12 protein-coding genes are annotated in these 18,432 nt (G+C 60.4%); 6 read left to right on the top strand and 6 right to left on the bottom strand.

The genetic code is table 11. From position 1 onward, the window contains the following. Positions 1–38: 38 nt before the first annotated feature. Positions 39–1,454, top strand: a complete 1,416-nt coding sequence (locus NKK50_RS27465; protein WP_352544216.1) for a mannose-1-phosphate guanylyltransferase/mannose-6-phosphate isomerase — start codon at positions 39–41, stop codon at positions 1,452–1,454. Positions 1,455–1,654: 200 nt separating this feature from the next. Here NKK50_RS27465 and NKK50_RS27460 read toward each other — a convergent pair whose 3' ends face one another. From NKK50_RS27460 to NKK50_RS27440, 5 genes are all read right to left on the bottom strand, one after another. After that, positions 1,655–3,226 (bottom strand): E2 ligase fold family C protein, encoded by a 1,572-nt coding sequence (locus NKK50_RS27460; protein WP_352544194.1) that lies wholly within the window; start codon positions 3,224–3,226, stop codon positions 1,655–1,657. Between the two features lie 3 nt (positions 3,227–3,229). After that, complete coding sequence (locus NKK50_RS27455; RefSeq protein ID WP_245261414.1) at positions 3,230–3,616, bottom strand: hypothetical protein; 387 nt, start codon at positions 3,614–3,616, stop codon at positions 3,230–3,232. 98 nt (positions 3,617–3,714) lie between these two features. Beyond that, positions 3,715–4,332, bottom strand: coding sequence for a putative metal-binding protein (locus NKK50_RS27450; protein WP_352544193.1), 618 nt, complete (start codon positions 4,330–4,332; stop codon positions 3,715–3,717). After that, complete coding sequence (locus NKK50_RS27445; protein ID WP_352544192.1) at positions 4,325–4,621, bottom strand: DUF2604 domain-containing protein; 297 nt, start codon at positions 4,619–4,621, stop codon at positions 4,325–4,327. The genes NKK50_RS27450 and NKK50_RS27445 overlap by 8 nt, the downstream gene beginning before the upstream one ends. A 900-nt stretch (positions 4,622–5,521) precedes the next feature. Beyond that, entirely contained in the window at positions 5,522–6,034 is a 513-nt protein-coding gene (locus NKK50_RS27440; protein ID WP_352544191.1) for a hypothetical protein, read from the bottom strand. A gap of 126 nt (positions 6,035–6,160) precedes the next feature. On the opposite strand from NKK50_RS27440, the gene NKK50_RS27435 reads away from it, so the two are divergent. The 4 genes from NKK50_RS27435 (at position 6,161) to NKK50_RS27420 (ending at position 11,805) form a co-directional block, all read left to right on the top strand. Continuing rightward, positions 6,161–10,162 (top strand): ATP-binding protein, encoded by a 4,002-nt coding sequence (locus NKK50_RS27435; protein ID WP_352544190.1) that lies wholly within the window; start codon positions 6,161–6,163, stop codon positions 10,160–10,162. Between the two features lie 267 nt (positions 10,163–10,429). Beyond that, on the top strand, positions 10,430–10,582 hold the full coding sequence (locus tag NKK50_RS27430; protein ID WP_352544189.1) for a hypothetical protein: 153 nt from the start codon (positions 10,430–10,432) through the stop codon (positions 10,580–10,582). Continuing rightward, complete coding sequence (locus NKK50_RS27425; RefSeq protein ID WP_352544188.1) at positions 10,561–10,818, top strand: hypothetical protein; 258 nt, start codon at positions 10,561–10,563, stop codon at positions 10,816–10,818. The genes NKK50_RS27430 and NKK50_RS27425 overlap by 22 nt, the downstream gene beginning before the upstream one ends. After that, the gene (locus tag NKK50_RS27420; protein ID WP_352544187.1) at positions 10,819–11,805 is read left to right on the top strand and encodes a hypothetical protein; all 987 of its coding nucleotides are present in this window, start codon (positions 10,819–10,821) and stop codon (positions 11,803–11,805) included. Between the two features lie 16 nt (positions 11,806–11,821). On the opposite strand, the gene NKK50_RS27415 is transcribed toward NKK50_RS27420, so the two are convergent. Continuing rightward, the gene (locus NKK50_RS27415) at positions 11,822–12,415 is read right to left on the bottom strand and encodes a hypothetical protein (RefSeq protein WP_352544186.1); all 594 of its coding nucleotides are present in this window, start codon (positions 12,413–12,415) and stop codon (positions 11,822–11,824) included. A 221-nt stretch (positions 12,416–12,636) separates the two neighbouring features. On the opposite strand from NKK50_RS27415, the gene NKK50_RS27410 reads away from it, so the two are divergent. Continuing rightward, a complete protein-coding gene (locus tag NKK50_RS27410; protein ID WP_352544185.1) occupies positions 12,637–17,817 on the top strand; it encodes an NACHT domain-containing protein in 5,181 nt (1,726 codons plus the stop codon). The last annotated feature ends 615 nt before the right edge of the window (positions 17,818–18,432 follow it).

The following is an 18,432-nucleotide window of genomic DNA, read 5'->3' as shown; positions in this document are numbered from 1 at the left end:
CGCGGGCGATCACTCCAGAGACGAAATCGAGGTTAGTTATGAAAGTGATTCCCGTGATCATCAGCGGCGGAGCCGGATCGCGGCTATGGCCCGCCTCAAGGCAATCGCACCCCAAACCTTTCCTCAAAGTAGCGGATGGATATTCTCTCATTCAGCACACTGTGCTGCGCGCCGCTTCGATAGAAGGTGTCGTGGAACTCGTCGCTGTTACATCCGGGGAACACCTCTTCCTGACCAAGGACGAATTTGACGAACTGGATTCCGTGGTCCTGCCACGCACGTTTCTGCTCGAGCCCGAAGCTCGGGATACGGCCGCCGCCGTGGCTGCAGCCGCGATCCATGCGAGGGCAACGCAAGGCCCTGACGCGATCCTGTGCGTTTTCCCGGCCGATCACCTGATTAGCAACCTGCCAGCGTTTCTAGACGTCATGGGCCTGGCCATGGAACATGCGAAGCTCGGGCGGATCGCCACATTGGGCATCACCCCAACCAGACCAGACACGGCATTCGGCTACATCGAAGCAAATGGTGAGAACGTCGTCCGTTTCGTTGAAAAACCGGATCTGGATACAGCCAAAGCCTATGTCGCGTCTCAACGCTTCTTCTGGAACGCCGGCATTTTCTGCTTCAGTGCGCAAACCATGCTCGACGAGATGGTTTTGCATTGTCCCGAGGTGCTCCAGGCCGTCGTCGACAGCTACGAGAACGGCCGCGCCAGTCAATGCCAAGGCTTTGCCAAAATCGAACTCGCGCCTGAGCATTTCGGTTCCGCGCCGCGGATCTCGCTCGACCACGCTGTCATGGAGAAAACTAACAAACTTGCCGTGATTCCCTGCGACATGGATTGGAACGACATCGGATCTTGGAACGCAATGGCCGATTTAATCGCCCCCGACGAAAGCGGGAACAGGATACGCGGCGATGTGCACATGGTCGACACGACCGGCACCTATGTGAGCTCCGACAAGCGCGTCATCGGCACGGTGGGCGTAAGCGACCTGATGATCGTTGATTCCCCGGATGCTTTGCTTGTCACATCCCGCGACCGCGTTCAGGACGTTAAGAAGCTCTTCGAGAGCCTCAAGGCTTCGGGACATGAAGCCCATCTGGTCCATAGCACGGTACACCGGCCCTGGGGTACCTTTACGGTTCTGGAGGAAGGCGAGCGCTTCAAGATCAAACGCATCGAGGTGAAGCCCGGTCGCCAGTTGAGCCTGCAGATGCACTATCATCGTTCGGAGCACTGGGTCGTGGTCAGCGGCTCCGCCAAGATCGTCAATGGCGAGCAGGAGTTGTTCCTAGGGACAAACGAATCTACTTACATCCCCTGCGGCCATAAGCATCGGCTCGAGAACCCAGGCAGAATTGACCTGGTGATCATCGAAGTGCAGAGCGGCGATTATCTCGCCGAGGATGATATCGTTCGCTTCGACGACGAATATGGTCGAACGTAGATAACAGTACAAAAAAGTTAAACGACGAGGCGTCGCTCAAGGATCTCTGTCGTGGGTTCTGGGCCTGACATTGGCAAGCAGCGGGCCGGGCGTGTCACAGTATCCGCCCCGCGCTCTCATCAGGCACTCGATCGTGGTCGAAAACGTCGGTGAGCGCTTGACAGCGCGCCGTCCGCGGTAACGAAGACTTCAGATCTTTCTTAGGCGGACCCGTTGCTCAGCTGTTCAACGGCACAGCCGTATTTCAGCCTGTAGGCGGCGATGAAATCCTCATCGCTGCAGATGCAGCGGCCGCTGGAATCTTTGGCTTTCGGATCATGGAGGTGAGAACCAAGGGGGCGCAGTAGGTTCACGCGAGTGCTGGTTGTCGGACTCATCGGAAAACCCGCACTATGCTTGACCAGGTCTGCGGCAAGCATGATCCCGGCAAGCGCTGATTGAAAGGCCATCGGAACCACGGTTCGAACGAGACGACTTCCATCGCTAAGCTGGAACACCAGACCGCCGCAGATAGCCTGCTGATAAAAGGAACGGAGGGGCTGGCCAACAAACGCGGCGAGCGGCTCAAACGGCACAGCCATCGCCGTAGCCACCCGAGCTACGAACTCATTGGGGACTCCTGTATTAGTCTGCAGGAGCGTTTTTACCTCATCGTGTGCTTCCGGCATTCCGAGTTCCTCCGCGACCAGTTGGTGTTCGTCCTTGGATTTCCCGGTCGGCATGTACATGCAGCAAAGGCAAGCCTGGCTGTCATCGAAACCATGCCGCGAGATGCCTAGATCTTGCTCCTGAGTCCAGGCGTTCGCGATCCATCGGGGCAGAGCACCTTGGACAGCTAGACGGTCGGCGGCGGTGTCAAGCGCCACACCCACTCGGTCGAATACCCAATCGCCCCGGCGCGCAACATATTCTGCCCACTTCATAGGGTGCGCCTCGACTTCAAGGACGGTGGACCGAAGGGCGGTGGACCGAAGGGCGTTGGTCGCGAGGGCCGCCTTAGAGAGGCCGACCTCCGCCTGACCTGCCAACACGTAGCGCTGCAGGTTTGAGAGTTCGATAGCTTCGTGATCAACTACATGCAGGCGCCCCGACAGACCGGATTGCCTCGCCAGCGCCCAGAGCGAGCCATGGCCTATCGCGCCGAGCCCAACGAGGTGCGTTTCGCCAAGGTCGACAGGGAAATTTAAGGGGCTGGAATCGCCGGCGTTGCTCTTGTTGTAGGTGCATAAAGAGAGGTCGATGTTCTCGTCCAGCTCGGCGCCAGTCAGCTGGGAAGCAAAGATGGTTCGAAAGACGTTGGCCGCGGCGAAGCAGCTTGTGGCGCCAGCTCCATAGGGCAGCAAGCTCGAGCCAGAGCCCACCGGGTCCGTACGCGACAGCTTTGCCGCCCAACCCTGGGATCCCATGAAAAACGTTGGGCACCGAAGTGATGGGTGCACCGCGCCTGCAGCTACACAGACCGTCGCATACTTGCCCGAACGCCGGATGCTGATTTTTGGATTGATCGACTTTGCCAAGCGCTCGAGCGCTTGGGCTTGAGAGCTCGCGGCCATGTCCAGGGGGAGTATGGCCAGAACCGGATAAAGTCTGGCAAGCAACCTGACCGTAAGGTCAAGCGTCGCCTGGCCCTCGGCACACGAAGCGGCTTGGCTGTCGAAGGCCACAGCCACGACCTGCTTTTCGAGGGCTGCTTTGAAGTCGCATAGATGAAAGTCGGCCAGCACCTGAGAAGCTGCCGTGGCGGCGCGGTCGATGAAGTTAGCGAGTGCCATCGTTCAACCCGTTATCGTGATCATCCGCCTGAGTGCCGCGGATGGGACCTCATTCCAGTTCGCCTTCGCGTCAAGTCGATAGGCGGCGACCCGAGCAAGATCGAAAGGCTCGCGGGCGAAATTGGGCACCACCAGCGACAGACACCCAACCGTCGTAGCGACCGCGTAGGCGTCGTCGGTCGTCGAATGGTAGGCTCGGCCCGGATGGCTATGGATCTGGGCGAAGAGTTTAAGGCTGCTCTTGTAGAGCCAGACATTGAGCCGGTGTAGTTCTTCGGCCGGAACTATCACGCAAACGCCGTCGCCCGTCCGAATGTGACGCTGTGCCGGTATAACGGTCTCTGTTACGCCAAAGTGCTGGTCCTGCTGAACGCCGACCCAGAGCGCCATCCCCTCATGGCCCTGTCGCCCAACTGAGCGCAGGTGCGCCTGGACACTTGAAAGACAGTCTCGGGGAAGAGCGACTGTCCCGACATCCTTGAGCTCGGTCATTCTGGAATGGCGGGTAGGGGTGCTATCATGGCTCCCACTGAGATTTGGAACTGATACTGAAGCTGCTCCACGGGACCGGTCCCGTACTTGATGATCTTGTCCAGGATGAAGGCCAAACAGCCTTCGCCAGAACCCCGGTGGAGAAGCCATGAATCACCTGAATGGGCTGGATTGTCGTGGTATTCCCGGACGCCTGACATGCACAGGAATGGCGTGTGTTCCGCACTGTTGGCCTGGATGAAGTCCGACAGCGACAGAGCGTTCTGCTGCATGAGGACCAAAATCATATCCGGTGGGGTTCCGGGTAGATGCGGTCGTCTCAGCATCCTGAGCAGCAAATCCTTCCGGGCAATCGGCCGGCGTATAAAGGGGTCTACGAAGACCACCGACGGAGGTCGGAGGTCGTAATTGGAGAAGTCGATCTCGACAGCTGCACCGATGATCTGTGGCTTTATCTTCGGCGGTACGAAGATGAAGAAGGCCGTCGGGAAGCTCGCCTCGATCAGGAAACAACCCTGAGCCCGGTAAATACCTGCTTGTGTTTGGAACCAGCCGATCTGCCGATCGAACTTCGCTCGGGACACCCCAGGGTCCACAGTTTGGAGTTCAGGCACCTGCGACACCCGCCTTCAGGCTGAGGAACAGGGTCACAGGGGTCGCGAAACTGAAATCGCCAACTTCTTTGTCGACGTCGAGCAAGGTGCCGGCCTCATCCTTGAATTCCCAATTCTCGGCCGGTTGGGCGACGTTCTGCGTATTCTCAAGTGCTTTGGTGCGAATGACGTGAAGCGGCTGGTTGGGATTGGCTTCGACCTGGGTGGGCTGCCCGTTCACCACCACCGCGATCTCGATCTTCCCGGGGCCGCCGCCGTGATTTTCGCCCTTGCCCGAATCCTTCGACATTGCCCTACTCCTGTGGCTTACCAACGGCCCCCAAGGCGCCAGTGCAGACCTGCTGGTGAGCGGGCTGGCGGTCTTCAATCGTCCACTCGGCACCACGAACCGCGAGTACGCGAAAGACAGGGACAAGCTACCGAATCGGTGCTGTCTTCTTTTATGCGGGACTTGAGCGGCAAGTAAACGGCCGAAACTGCTCTTCACAACTATAATCGATAAGCATTGATAAAATATTGGCGCCGTACCTAATTGCGCAACCACCGGCTTGGCAGGACCAGCTTCTCGTTTGCGACGACCCGTGCGCTCGAAAAGGCAAGTTTCAAGTCTTCTCGCGTACTTGCGAAATCGATGCTCCCGATGGGCAGCACGCAGTGCACGAGCGCGTAATCACCCGGACGATCGCGCGGCCGCGCGGGACGCACCATGACGTACCGGATTTCTATGTTCGCAAGGCCCGGCTGGCGATTGAGGTGGCCTGGGCCGAGGGTTCGCGCTCGCCCAAATTGATTCAAGAGCCTGATCCAGCCACTCACTCAGCACATCTATCTTCTGCCGAATGGCAGCTTTGCGCCGGTGGGTTCAATAGGTCATTGAAATCGGGCCTTCCACCGCCTTAAAGCAGACTTCCGCATATCGCGCTATAGGTCGCGGCCGCGCCATGGGGTAGCCGCCACTGCTAGATAGGCAAACCTGATCCTTCCCGTCTGATGAGTCCACGCACAAAAGCTCGATGGCCGTGGCGCGGTCAGTATGCTAGCCACATTCCGTGGGGTACACGGTAGCTCAAATTGCCACCGCCGAGAGTAGCCAGCGAGAATGCGCAGCACCGTGCCGAACATGCTCCGGCCCAGGCATTGGCCTGCATCCCGGGCCAGCTTCCCGGCGGCAACCGTAGCGTTTAGTGAACTACTTCGGTGAAAAGCGCTCGATGAGCGAGACGATCGTGTCGCGCAGAGCCTTCTCGACCTGCGCAATCGGCGTCGGATTTTCCGATTCTTCTGAGCCGTTCGAATAGACATGGCCGCGCCACTCGGGTCCGTCGAAGACGCCGCCGAGCGTGGGCTGGCCATCGGCGCCCTCCACCACGGAGCGGTATTCAGGGTCTGAGTCCAGCCGCCTCTTTGGCAAGCCGGGCAAGCGAAAGGGTACAGAGGCCCCGCCCCATGTCATGTCGGCCGGGTTCCTCAACTTGATCGTGACCCGCCAGGCACCGAAACTATAGCCTTCGGGCCGATAGATGTGAACGACGACTCGATCGGTCAGGACATTGTAGTTCTCGCGAACGAAGTCCTCGATAAGGTCGCGCATCTGCTCCGTGCTTGTCTTCCCAAGCTCCTGGCAGATCGCATCGAAGTCGATTTTTGTCCGCTCGGTAACACGGGCGCGGAGGAATTCGGTCCTGGATGAGTCGGGTTGCATCACCATCTCTGCTTGTGTTACAGGTTACGCATCTTGTAGCACGCTATGATGCGATCTACAAGAGAACGGCATAGCAGCTTGAAGCGGAAGTAGCTTTCGCAGCGTCAGGCTCTCTGGGCATGGAAGATGGACATCTTTGATTCTGGACCGCGGCTCGGTTCACCTTATGGCGATCCTTCTCGCCAGGCGGTTGCCGCTTTGCGTGGCTACGGCTACCAGCTCTATGCCTCAGGTCTTGCCTGGGTTGGACTGGCCGACGGCGAACTTCTTCACCTCGAGGTAGCGGAGGACTATTCCGTCACGACGCGCCACGCTTTGGCCGGCACCCAGGTGAAGTATAGCGCGGGGGGCGGCAGAATAACCCTGCAGTCGGCCGATGTGCGTGCGGCAATTGACAGTTTTGTCGACACGGCTGCGCGCAATCCTAAGCGAGTAGTCTCCCTGCATTATCTGACAACCGCCGATATCGGTCTCGAGCGCCGCAAAGATCAGCACGTCGGTAACCGACCCGCGTTGCATTACTGGCGTCTGGCTGCCGCCGGTGCCGATGTCGCGCCATTGCGCAAGCTGCTCGAGGGCCTCGATTTGAAGCCAGCTACGAAGGCCTATGTTTTGGCGCGGAACGACGAGTCCTTGCGATCGGAGCTCTTCACTCGGATTCATTGGCACTGCGGTGCATCAAGTTTCGAGGACCTTCGAGATGAGCTCGAATCCGGCCTCATCGAATTTGTCGCTTCAGCGAGGCGCTTGTCGAGCCAGGTGGCCAGAAACCTATTGCCGGCAACGGTCGAGCACATCTTGCGGACTGCAACGTCCAAAGGCGCTCGCCAATTGCGTCGCGCCGACCTGCTTCGCCTGCTTGACAGCATCTCCATGGTGTCTGTGCCCGTCGATCAACTCCCTGCAGCCTTCAGCGGATCGGCCGGCCCTTTTTCACGCCCTTCGCTACTCGTCCCGACGAGCGAACTGCCGATGCCTTCCCTTGTCGCACCACGCACAGAACTCGTGGCGGACATCAATGCAATTCGGTGCAGGACGGGCATAGCAATTGCCACTGCGGCCACTGGTCTTGGAAAAACACTTCTGGCGAGACTTGTCGCTTCACGGTCCAACGATCATTGGGTCATCGTCGATTTTCGCGATCTTGGTCCCATGGAGACGGCATCGAGGCTCTCCGTCGCCATGGGCGAGTTGGTGGCGCGTCCACCGACGCATGTCATATTGGATGATCTGAACGAGATCGATCATCCCACCGTGCGCGACCTTCTTCTCCGGATGATGGCAAGCCTGCGCCGACGCAACGCGACCGCAATCGTCACATCATATCGACCACCGGCGCCGGCGACACAGCATCTGCTGTCTCCCCAGGAATCGCCTGTCTGTGAGGTCCCCTATTTTAGCGACAATGAGGTGTCAGCCCTGGTCAGCACGACGGGCGGAGAGGTCAAATACGCTGATGCCGTTCATCGCGCGGCTTCGCTGGGCCATCCGCAGCTTACGATAGCAATACTTCTACGCCTGTCAGCGGCCGGCTGGTCTCGGGCGTCGGTCGCAGCACTGCTTGGCGGCAGCATCCAGACCGAAATGGGGGCGGAGCGCCGCGCGATGCGGCAGCGGCTTGTCGCGGCGGTCCCGACAGAAGCCCAGTCTCTGCTGCTTCGAACCAGCTTGATCGGCGGCACGTTCGATCGTGGCCTGGCCATGACACTTGGGGCAGTCGCTCCACCCGTTGCTCTTGCTGGCCTGGCGCTTGACCGCCTTGTCGGTCCTTGGATCGAGCCATGGCATGGAGACCGTCTTCGCGTATCGCCATTGCTTGAAGGGACAGGGCTTGAGGTTTTCACCGCAGCAGAACGTCGGGCCATTCATCGCTGCATAGCCGACGCCCTAATGAGCAGCAAACGTCTTTCAGTGCTTGACGCTGGCACTGCCATGCGCCACGCACTCAAGAGTGATGAGGCAGCGTTGGTTGTGGCTTTCGCGGACAGCGTAATCCGTTGCAACACCGAGACGCTCGAACTTGTTGCTCCCTTTCTTGGCGAGCTGGGTTCGTTTCCAACGAACACCCCGATTTTTCCCGCAAATCCCTTCGCGTCCGTGATGATGCGGTTTGGGCAGCTCCTGTCCCTGCTTCCCAATGGTGCCCCCGCAGACGCGCAACTGTGCTGGAAGGCGCTTGAGCGCGAGCGTGCTGACGTCGAGGGAAAGGTGCTGTTCGAAGGTTCGATTCTGTCGAAGCTGTTGATTCATGAACGTGCGGGCGAGCTGTTTCCGTCATGGATTGAGCTTCTCTTGCGCTTCGACCGTTTGACCGAAACCGATACGCGCTTGGCCGAGGTCAGCCGAGGTTTCCAATCCACGAAAGGCGGAAACGTGCACGTGACCGGCGTGCTGTTCGCCACTCAGATGCGTAACATCACGACCGTTGCGGGTTTCCGCGCCCTGATTGAGCGGCTCGACCAAGAGCATGCCGGGCTGCAGGAACGACTTTTCTCATCCTTTCAGAGCGGACGCGGTGACATATCGATCCTGGTCATGCACGCATGGCTGAAGGAATCGCGAGCGGACGCTTTCGACTGGGAGGCTGCGGCCGGCCAATATGGTGCCTGCGCGGATATCGCGATACGGTGGCAGAATCCGACGCTCGCGGTTCGTTGCGCTATAGCCCAGTCGATCTGTCTCGATGAGAGCGGGGATGATGTCGAGCGCGCCTTTGCTTGTCTTGCGGACGCGGAGAAGCGATTTGGTTTTGACATAGCGCTGGTGCGTGCGCGCGCCAAAATCCATTGGCGGCGGCGCGATCATGCAGCAGCCTTGCCCTTGCTCGCCACCGCCGCACGCGCCGGTGGCCAGGACGCGCTCGAGCGGGCCTATATCGCTAGGGAAGCAGGCATCAGCGCCGCCGAGCTGGGTGACTGGGCCGAGGCTGAGCGTTGGTTCGAGCAGGCACGGACTGAGGCATCTGATCTGCAGTTACCGTCGGTTCGGGCAATGGCGATCGGCTTGCTTGCCGATACCGCGCACGCTGCATGTTGCGCCGGACGTCCCGACATTGCCGTGATGAAGTTGCGTGTGGCCTTGGCGCAGTTGCCCATGATAGATTCTGACGGAACGCTTGCTGAAGCGTATTGCCATCGCGTGGTGAGGCATGCGGTTTTGTGGCTGTTCAATGAACTCACGCATAGCGTGCCCGCGGACGTTCAGGACATTCGCTATGCTCCTGGATGCGCCAGTAACCAGGAGCCTCCAGAAGAGATCCGGTCACATCCGCTGGGCGACCTTGACTTTGCCTACTACATGCTTGCGGACGCCGACGAGGCTTTGCCTCGGCCGACAGGGTTCCACCTGGAATTTCGGCGGTATCTGATTAAGGGACCGATTCTTTCGTCGGAGATTTCGCGGATCATCGCGGCGGGTCGCAAGGCTATCGTGAGCCACAACGCGACGGACTTTGTGCCGCTGCTGCGCCATCACGCCGCAATGGCCGCCATGGTGGAGGCTGGCGGTGGGCGCGACTTTGGCGAGCAACTGCAAAATCCCGAGCGCGGCGTCGTCCCGCCCGCGATCATAGATGACGCAGCGGATCCGGAGGTCTTGCGCGGAGGCGAAGACATGCTTCTCAGTTTCTCGATCGCAGCCGCGCTTGCAGGTGCGTTCGCCGCTGTGGATAGCGTCGTTCAAGCCGGCTTGGGTACGGCGGAGATTTCTGGCTTGCACCCGCTTCTTGAGCGAATGACTGGCAAGCAGAAAACAATCGGCACCGATCGCCACGGGGCGGCACTGTCCGTTGATACCCTTCGGCGCGATGTAACGGGCGAGCCTGTCATCCTTTGGTGGGCGGGCGCATGGATGCTTTTCCACGTTCGCGCCTCTAAGCTGCGAAGCGGAGTGGCCGAGCCGCTCGTTTCCTGGATGTTCGACAAGTGGTCCGATCTTGCAGGAGAAGGGCGTTTCAGGCTGGCGACGCCCACCGTCAACGTCCCGCCGATGGCGGCGGTCCTCTCGGCTTCGGACCGCTCTCTGCCGAACGCTGCGCGTCTTCTGCTTGCAGCCGCGCCGGCTGCGTCGGTTCACATGGGGAAAGACATGCGTGAAAATCTGGAATTGTTGGCAAAGAGCGACCGTTGACCGCCGCCGCGCCGCAAGGATCGCTCTGGGGACTTCGGCGAGCGTCGTTTCTAAAGTCGTCGTCGCTGTCTGAGACATAGAAATCGCCGAAATGGCAATCCTTTTCATCTCGCATCGAAGGCCTCTTTGTCGTTGAGATATCGAGGCCGGCGAAGCTTGCGATCAGGATCCGAATAGCGCTCCGCGAACAGATAGCGCATGATGGGCCTTGCGTGCCCGTTCCGCCGCTCTTCGAGCCTGGACGGCTGTCCATGAGGTGAGGGGATCATGGCATCAATCGTCTTCATTCTCGGCCTGATCGGCTTCGCCTTGTTCACAGATGGCGGGCAGGAGGCGCTGCTCTCTAGCTCAGCGACCGTGCAGGGTTCACTTTCGATCCTGTGCGGAGCCCTCATTCAGTGGTTGGCTTCCTCTTCATGATTTCGCTGGCGACCAGGCGGTGGCAACAGCAATTTGCTATCGCGGCCGCTAGCATGTTCATGGTGGCGTTCGCCGTGGCTGTCACCCTAGCAGGAAGTGATCAACTGGCCCTGATCTGCGTTGTCGCCTTGGCCTTCGCCCTGATTCCGTGGCTTTGGATCTACAGCGTGCGAGGCCTGGTCAAGACGGCAGCGGTCCTGCAGACCTGGCGCTTCAGGATATTGTCGCTGGCTTAGTTGCTGTTTCTTATATTTGCGGTTTTTGCTTCTACGTTAGGCGGCATCATCGGCCCGGTCGCCTCATGTTTTGCGATCGGGGCCTTGATTGTCGCAATCCTTGGCTGCTTTGCGCAGATGCCGGCAAGAAGATACGTCTATCGTAGCGTGATCCTGTCTACCTTGGCCGGCTTCATCTTTTACCAAGCGGCGCCGATCCGTGAGATCCCCGATCCAAAGTTGTTTTCCACTCCCGCCGCCGTGGCCTGTCCGGAGGCGGCAGCTCCGGCAGGGATGATGGAGGTGGAGACGTCCTTTGATTGTTGGCTCGCGAGCAACCAGGACAAGGACGGCCAAGCGACCATGTTTCTGGTGGAAAGCGCCGGCGGCGGCATACGTGCCGCGGAATGGACGGCGACCGTTCTTTCGGAACTGGACCGCCAAGTGCCAGAGTTTTCGAACAGGCTCTTTGCCATCTCATCGGTGTCCGGCGGCTCGCTTGGATCCGCAATTTATGTTGGCGAGCTTGCCGAAAGACAGCGTCGGCCGGGTTGCCGGCCTTTGCAGGCCGGAGGGCTTTCGCCTTGCGCGCGCGCCATGCTTGACGGCGAGTTTCTCGGACCGGTCGTTGCTTCGGCGCTCAGCGGGGATCTGCTCAGGACGATCTTCTGGCCGGCTGCGCGATTTTTCGATGATCGTGGCATAGCCCTTGAGCGTGCGTTCGAACGAGCCTGGGCGGATGCCTATGGATCAGCCTTGTTCGAGTCATCGCTCAGCGCGCTCTGGCCGCAGCGGCCCTGGCCGGCGCTGATTATGAACGCGACGCTGACAAGTCGCGGCCTTGTCGCATATACATCCAATCTCCGCGACGCCGGAGAACTGACTCTGACGCTCCCCGACATTGAAGTCCTCGGCGTGGGCCTGCCGACCACGCGCGTCAGCACGGCCGTCGTCAACTCAGCCCGTTTCCCCGGGATTTCGCCGGGCGGCAGGTTCACGCTTCCCTAATTATGGCGCATCGTCTCTACTGCGCCTGGTCGAGCAACTCGATGACATTCAATGCGACAGGATCAAGGAACGAGGGAAGATCGAGAACCTCTATGCCCGTTCTTGCTCTGAGCTGCTGGCGACGAAACGCTTCGTCAGATATGTCCTTATTCAGATCACCTCCGATCCCACCCTTGCGGGCAAGTGTGATGCTCCGCCTGAACTTGATCTGGGTCTTGACACCACCATTTCCGAATCGCCCGACATCCTGTCGCCCTTCTTGACCCTGATGAGCACTAGATCCCTTGCAGGGCTCGGTCTGTCGAAGCGATTGTCCGATCACATCGATCACCTCCGCCTGGGCGATACCCAGTCTCGGACCTGGGGAACCTTCGCGGCTGGCGACAAGATCGTCGAACACACCTATTTTCACTTCGGGCTCGGCCCGCTTGAGGAATTGCCAGCCTTTGACAATCAGGTGCAGGAATTTGCGTTCCTCACGCATATGGCGCAGCGCCGCCAACACGGCGACCCGGAAGCCGATGTCCAGCTTGAAGGAAAGGCCGAAGCGCAGCGGCGGCTGAAACAGGAGGCAAGCCGGTGGGTGCAGGAGCCAACCTTCGAAAGCCATGTGCCCCCATTGACCTGGGGGCTCGCTCCGGACTCGAAAGCAGCAATTGCGGGGCACTTTGAGCAGTGCGGAGCCTGGGCAGTGCCGCAATTGCAGGAGATTGCCAGCAAGGGGATTCATTATCCGCGGCCGGAACTTGCCTCGCAAGACACCGCTCTCGCCCGAGGGAAAGGATGAGCCCCACTAGAACAATGTGCTCACTTGATTGGAAGGGCGACTCCTTGCAAATCATATCGATGGTGGAAACGGAGCCCAGCCCCGAAATTGCGCGCGGTTCGAGCCCGGCATCGCGGGGGCCGGCCGGTGCCTATATCGAGGGTGAGCTCGGCGCGGTTTATCTGCTCGCGCTGCTGACAGGTAATCGGGCACCGGGCTTGCCCGACGCCCGAGTCGTCAGCGTTCGGTTCCAGGGCACGGAGCAGGGGTTCAAGCTCGATGACCTGATAGTTTCGGGCGCGGGATGGGCGGGCGACTTCATCCTCGAAATCCAGTCGAAGCGGGATATCACCTTCTCGCCTGGCGATAGTGTCTATCAGGATGTCGCGTCGCAAATCGCGCGGAGCGAGGTAGGCTCTGTCCCGGAAGACCGGCATCTTCTCAGCATCGCGACTCAGCGCACCAGTCGCAAGATTTCCGGCGCCTATCAGGATGTTCTCAGATGGGCGCGAACGGCGGACAGCGCGACCGCGTTCTTCGACCGGATCGAAGCCAAGGGCGTCGCGAGTAAGGACATGCGCGACTTCGTCGCGACCACGCGCAAGCATTTGATCGCCGGCGGCATCGCTGACGATAACCAAGCGATCTGGTCGCTTTTGCGGCGAATGCTCATCCTCGAGTTCGATTTCGAAGCGACGGCGCCGATTGCCCGGACCTATGGTCTGGCGCTCGCGCGCGTTGCGCTGGCAGACGAGGATGTCTCCCGTGCCGAGGCGCTATGGAGCCGGCTGATCGACTTGTCGATCAAGACCGGAACCACTGGCGGTACAATTGATCGAGATGGCCTCAGGGCCGAACTCGTCGAGGCAGGGTTCCGGCTCGCCGGGGACCGCGATTATGGGCCGGCACGCGCCAGGCTTGCCGAGCTCGCGCAGAATACGCTTGCCCATATCGGGACGACCGTGGCGGGTGTGACCTTGCCACGATTGGAAGCTGTCGCTGCGGTGGACGACGCATCCGAAGCGCATAGGTTCATTGAAATCCGTGGCGATTCCGGTGTCGGCAAATCCTGGGTTCTTCGGCATGTCGCCGAACGCGTGGCGCGGCAGGCGCCGATCATTGTGCTCGATCGCGACTCCACGCCGGCAGGCGGTTGGCTGCCGTTTTCCCACTCGCTTGGCATCCCGGGTTCGGCGGTCGAGTTCCTGACCGATCTGGCCGCGAGCGGCGGCCCGATGCTCTTCATCGACGGCATCGACATGTTTGACGATCGCGGACGCCAGCGCACGATCATCGAGCTCATGCGAGCGGCGAGCGGGATCCCTGGCTTCACGGTAATCGCTACCATGCGCACGGTCGGACATGGCGATCTCGAACCCTGGCTCGATGAAGGGATAGTTACCGTCCTGGGTGGCGCGCACCGGATAAGCGTCGGGCCCCTGTCGGAAGATGAAGTCGCGATACTGGTCGATCAGGCGCCGGATCTCCGGTTGCTGCTCGACCCCGAGCATCCCGCCGCCGGTCTTGCCCGAAATCTCTATCGGCTATCCCGGCTGCTGACGGTGCCGAGTGCGACTGAGGTTCGCACTGAAGCGGCAATGGCTGACGTATGGTGGAAGAGAGCGGACGGCACGCCTGCGCGCGAGGTGCGCGCAGCGCAGCGGCTGCTGGCCGCACTCGCGGCCAGTGCCTTGAAGGGAGAAGACGGCATTGATCTGACCGAGGATTCGTTTGCTCGGTCGCATCTGCTCGGGACGCTCACGCTCAAGGAAGTGCGTCGCGACCGGCTCGATTTCTATCACGACGTGCTGCGCGACTGGGCTATCGGGAACTACATCGCAGAGGATCCGAGCCGTCTGACTGAGCTCGATCTGAGTGTGCCGGTATCGCCGCGCGTTGCGCGTGGCATTGAGGTCGCCGGCCGCCTCGAGCTCGAGAAAGCGACGAATTACAGCGCCTGGACCGATCTGCTCACGCATCTGTCTCCGCAAGGGGCGCATGGATCATGGCGGCGCCAAGCGATCCTCGCCTTGCCGCGGTCGGAGGCCGGCTTCGAACTGCTCGAAAAGTACGGCGCCGGTCTATTGGCGGAAGACGCGGCTCTCCTTATCGAATTGTGCACGACGATCGCGGCGGTCGAGACCGTGGCGACGGCCGACTTGATGACGATGCCGGACGGCTCCAAGGTCAATCTGCCGCGCTCGTATCGTACAAATATTACCGGGTCGGCAGTTCTGGTCCTGCGCTGGGTGGTGGCGCACGCTGCCGAGATTCCGATGTCGGCGATCGGCGCGGTAGTCGAGCTAGTCCAAATACAGGTTTATTTCCTCAAGCACCTTCGACCGTTCGCCGAGCAGACGACCACCATGCTGTTCGGCTGGCTGCGTCAGCTCGATGTTCGCGACGCCGAGGTGACGATCCCCGGAGAGCGAAGCCTCGGCCGGGCGGCGAGCGACGCGTGGCGTAGCACGATAGAGTCGTTGCGCCAGATTGCGGTCTTGCTTGGCGAATTCGCGCCCGATCAACTGAAGGCTTATTTAAGGGAGCTCGGCGCCGAGAAGGACAGCTACAAGGTCAAGGCGATCCGGCCATTTTCTAAGATGATCGCGCCGGTTGCGCCGGCCGAGCTTGCGAACCTCGTGCTGTCGAGCCTCATTGAGAAGCGGGATCAGCGTGCCCGCCGTGACCGCTCGATGGGGCGAGCTTTCACCTTCGCTGACAGCGACTATCTGCCGGCCTCGCCAGCGCAGCCGCCATTCCTCGATCTGTTGGAGTCCGGCGCGACCGAAGGGTTGAGACTGATTCGGGCGCTGGTCGCGGAAGCGATTGCGTTCAACACTAACGGGCTTGTGTCGGAAGACGACGGCTACACCGTCGATCTCGGCCATGGCCCGCGCTTCTTTCCGTGGACTTCGAGCTACTTGTGGTCTCGCGATCAGAGCCACGAATATTCGGCGGCCTCCGGACTGAAGGCCCTCGAGGCGTGGAGCCAGCAGCGCCTCGACGACGGTGTCCCCGTCGATGAAGTGCTCACCGACATCCTTGGACCCGAGGGCAGCTGTGCAGCCTTTCTGCTGGTCGCAATCGACGTGCTGCTGTCGCATTTCGGTGTAGGCCGGGATGTTCTCGCTCCTTTTATCGCGGCCCCGGAACTGCTGGCTGCCGACCGTGCGCGTCAGACCCATGATCATATCGGTTCGGGAATCGATTTCCCTATCGGGAAAGAGCCGGATGGAAAGGTCAAACTCGCCGACTTGAAAGCCCGCCCGTCACGGGGTGCGTCCTTGTTTGACATCGTCCCGAATTATATGGGCGACAATGCCATTGCGAACCGTCTGCGTGAGCAGATGAGCGCCGCGGTCGAGAACCTGGAGCCCTATGAGCCTTATTCGAACTGGGGAGATGCGCGGTTCATCGCACGCGTTGCCAACAACATGCTCCAGCGGTCGAACTGGACAGACATCGAGGGCGGGAAGTTGGCCTATCAGTCGCCGGCGGACGAGGCCGCTCATCTTGCAGCGATGGAGAAGATGCGGGGTGAGTTTGTCCGATCGAGCGAACTCGAGGCGCGCATCAGTCTGGCTATGGATGGAGAAGGAGAACACGCCACCGCTTCAACGGCACGCGATGCGGTCGAATACGCAGAGGGTGATCTCCCCGACGACAGTGACACCGATGCTCTCAAATCGCGATCGACGAGACTGATCACGACTGCATTGCTGGTAGCACGCGATGGGGATGACGAGTTGCTCGCAACGCAAGACAGATGGGTTCGTCAGGTCATCTCGATCGCGTTGGAAGAGCAGTCCGATCGCGGAGGTGGTTCGCAGGATACGCTGCGTTTCAACCGCCCGGCGATCGCGACGCTTGCGCTAATGCATCTCTGGGAGCGCAAGGGGAGCAATGCGGACCGAGATGCGCTGATCCGGCTCGCGACCCGCAAGGACCGCCGCGCTGCGCCGGCCTTTTCCGCCGGCCTTGCGCGGATCCTCGAGATCGACCCCAGGCTTTTCAAAGCGGCGATGCGCGTAGCCTTCGCAAGCATGACTTGGCGCTGGAAGCGCCATCAGGAGGAGGGCGACGCCGAGCACGCGCGTTTCGAAGCAGAGCGGGCCGCGGCAATCGATGCAGCGGTCTCGGCCGAGATCGCGTGGCTGGATGGCGGCGCCGAACCTGCATGGCCGACATGGCCCAAGGAGCGTCCACATCTGCGCCGCGGCTCGCGCATCCGCGTTCCCGGACCAGTCACACCTATAGAGTTCGACGAAGACGAGGCGATCGAGATCGTCCACGTCGACAGCGCGGCTGCGGCGCAGTGGCTGGCGATGATCCAGGCCGCGCCTAAGGGATCGATCGGCTGGCGGCAGGAGGTGGTTGCGGCCTATGCCGACTGGACCGCGCGAATGAACGGATTGGGGCTGTCGGTTGATATCGAGATCGACCGCGACCCCCACGACTGGGACCTGCACTATTATGCGCTGTTCGCTGAGCGACTACTCGACGGCACGCCCGCGTCGTTCGATACCGATCTGAAGCTTGTGACCGATTTGCCAGACGAGCCCTTCGGCGACGTTGCGCAGGCGGTCATGCATGCGGCCGACGCGCTCTATTTCAATGATCCCCAACGCCCCGCCTCTCGGCCTGCCGATCTGCGCGCCAAGCTGGTGGAGCGGGTGATTGCGCTCAAGCGGTGGGAATATGCCGACGATCCGGCCAGCTCGCGGATCGACATGGAAAGTGGCAGCATCATCGCGAAGATGCTCCTCAATACCTACGATCCGTTCAACGGGACGCACAGCTATCTTCCGCCATTGCTCTTCGACCGTGTCGACCCGCTGCTAGCCACAATGCGCCCCCTACTGAGAGGCGGTCCGACGGTGTTCGTGGCGCTTTGCACTATGAAGCTGCTCCTCGTTGCGCCGCGGGCGCGACACCTCGACTTTGTCCTCGATGCCGTGGAGGCCTGGTTTGATCGCACCCGCGCGGCAGGCCTGTGGATCACCGCTGGCATCGGCGGTCGCGTCGTGCGCTGGTTCGACGCCGCGTTCGCCGAACAACCGGACCTGCTGATCCCGGCGCATTCCGCGCGAGGCCGGATCGACCGCGCGCTGGGCAATCTGATCGGCGTTGGCGTCGCCGAGGCGCATGAGCTGGAGTTGCAGGTGGAAGCGGCGGCCAGCGACACTCAAGCATCGAGGAGGGGGGAAGCTGCGAGGTTGCTCCTACGCGACCGGCACGGAAGGTGAATCTTGGCACGTCAAGCACTGGCTCAAACAGCTCAGTCAGCAGACAGTGTCTCGGATTGCTTCCGCGCCAGCCGCACTGCAATCTAACTGTAGGGGAAGAACGCTTCTGGTGACGAGATAGGCCGGATGCCACTGTCTGTTGTCTGGCCAGGTCATCTCGAAATCAGACTGTCGGCTCGCGGCCCCTTTTCGGTCATTCACTACAAGGGATTTCTACCTGCGGCTACGCGATATCTCGAAGCCTGTAATTAGTCGCGTTCATCGTCCTTAGGTTCGCCAGACCATACGAGAAAATACGAAGAATATGGCTTGGCGAACCATCCGCTAACGTTTCATTTTGTGTAGAAAACGATGACCCTCCGGGACTAACACAATCGTTATAAAACAATGGCTTGCGAGCTGGTTCGCCAAAGTCGACTCACGAGCAATTCGTCATCACGTTTTTGTCTTTTGCGGAATGGCAGCTTTACGCCTCATTCCGTCGCGAAGGGGGTGCCCGCGGCCTCTCGAAGGCAGAGATCGTGAGACGCCAGCCCTAGGCCATGGGTGCGCAAGAGAGCGCCATTGCTGGTTGCGCCCGGACCGGTGATGTAAAACGCGCGTGCAGACATGATA

This window comes from Mesorhizobium sp. M0001, assembly GCF_040324255.1.
GTDB lineage: Bacteria > Pseudomonadota > Alphaproteobacteria > Rhizobiales > Rhizobiaceae > Mesorhizobium.
The sequence above is the reverse complement of the archived record's forward strand: the minus strand, read 5'-3'. Positions and strand labels throughout refer to the sequence as shown.